The organism is Geminocystis sp. CENA526 (assembly GCF_050753365.1).
Taxonomy (GTDB): Bacteria; Cyanobacteriota; Cyanobacteriia; order Cyanobacteriales; family Cyanobacteriaceae; genus Geminocystis.
Genome location: NZ_JBLZFY010000296.1, coordinates 1 through 1,240, shown reverse-complemented (window position 1 = coordinate 1,240; position 1,240 = coordinate 1). Strand labels below are relative to the sequence as shown.

Annotated in this window: 1 protein-coding gene; it reads left to right on the top strand. The window is 37.4% G+C overall.

Annotated features, from left to right (window positions below):
* The coding region (locus ACN4EE_RS23495) for an ATP-dependent metallopeptidase FtsH/Yme1/Tma family protein (protein WP_431708931.1) at positions 1-1,008 on the top strand (1,008 nt) is incomplete at its 5' end.
* Positions 1,009-1,240 lie beyond the last annotated feature (232 nt).

Below are 1,240 nucleotides of genomic sequence, written 5' to 3'. Positions count from 1 at the left end.
GAGCAAACTTTAAACCAATTACTCACGGAAATGGATGGTTTTGAGGGTAATACGGGCATTATCGTCATAGCGGCTACTAATCGCCCTGATGTGTTAGATAGTGCTTTACTTCGCCCGGGTAGGTTCGATCGACAAGTCATGGTGGATTATCCTGATATGAATGGACGTTTAGGAATTTTGGAAGTACACAGCGCGAATAAAAAAGTTGCGCCCGAAGTATCCTTACACACCATTGCCCAACGTACCCCCGGTTTTAGTGGTGCAGATTTAGCTAATCTCTTAAATGAAGCGGCAATTTTAACGGTACGCAAAAGGAAAGAAGCTATCACGATGAATGAAATCGATGAGGCGATCGATCGAGTCATTGCAGGTATGGAAGGCACACCTTTAGTAGATGGTAAGGCAAAAAGATTAATTGCTTATCACGAAGTTGGTCACGCTATTGTAGGTACACTAACGAAAGGGCATGATCCCGTAGAAAAAGTTACCCTAATCCCCAGAGGTCAAGCCAGAGGCTTAACTTGGTTTACTCCCGATGAAGAACAGGGCTTAATTTCTCGCACTCAACTTTTTGCTCGTATTACAGGATTATTAGGGGGGAGAGCCGCCGAAGATGTAATTTTTGGAGATGATGAAATAACCACTGGTGCTGGAAACGATATTGAAAGGGTTACTTCTTTAAGTCGTCAAATGGTTACAAAATTTGGGATGTCGAATTTAGGACTGATTGCCTTAGAAGACGATAATCAACCTATTTTCTTAGGAAATGATACCGTTAATCGTTCTGATTATTCTCAAGAAATAGCTGAAAAAATTGATCAACAAATTCGCTCGATCGTGTTTCAATGTTATGAAAATGCTAAACAAATTATCATAGAAAATCGTCCTGTTATTGATAAATTAGTGGATTTATTAATCGAAAAAGAAACCATAGAAGGGGATTTATTTCGTGAAATAGTCAAAAAATACACCACTAAACCTTTAGAAATGGCAAAATTATCTACCTAGTTTTTACTTAGGCGTTGCCTCATAGTATCTTGATGAAGAGAGGGAAAAGGGAAAAGGGAAGAGTGAAGAGTGAATAAATGACAAAAATCAAGGTTTTGAGGCTTTATATCGACACATAATTACAAAATTATTTTAAGTAAAATTTAGTAAAAAATGCTCAGTTTTGCAGTAAAAATTGTGAAAATTGAACACTTTTTAGTTGATGTAGTATGTCCAAACCTTTGATTTTAAT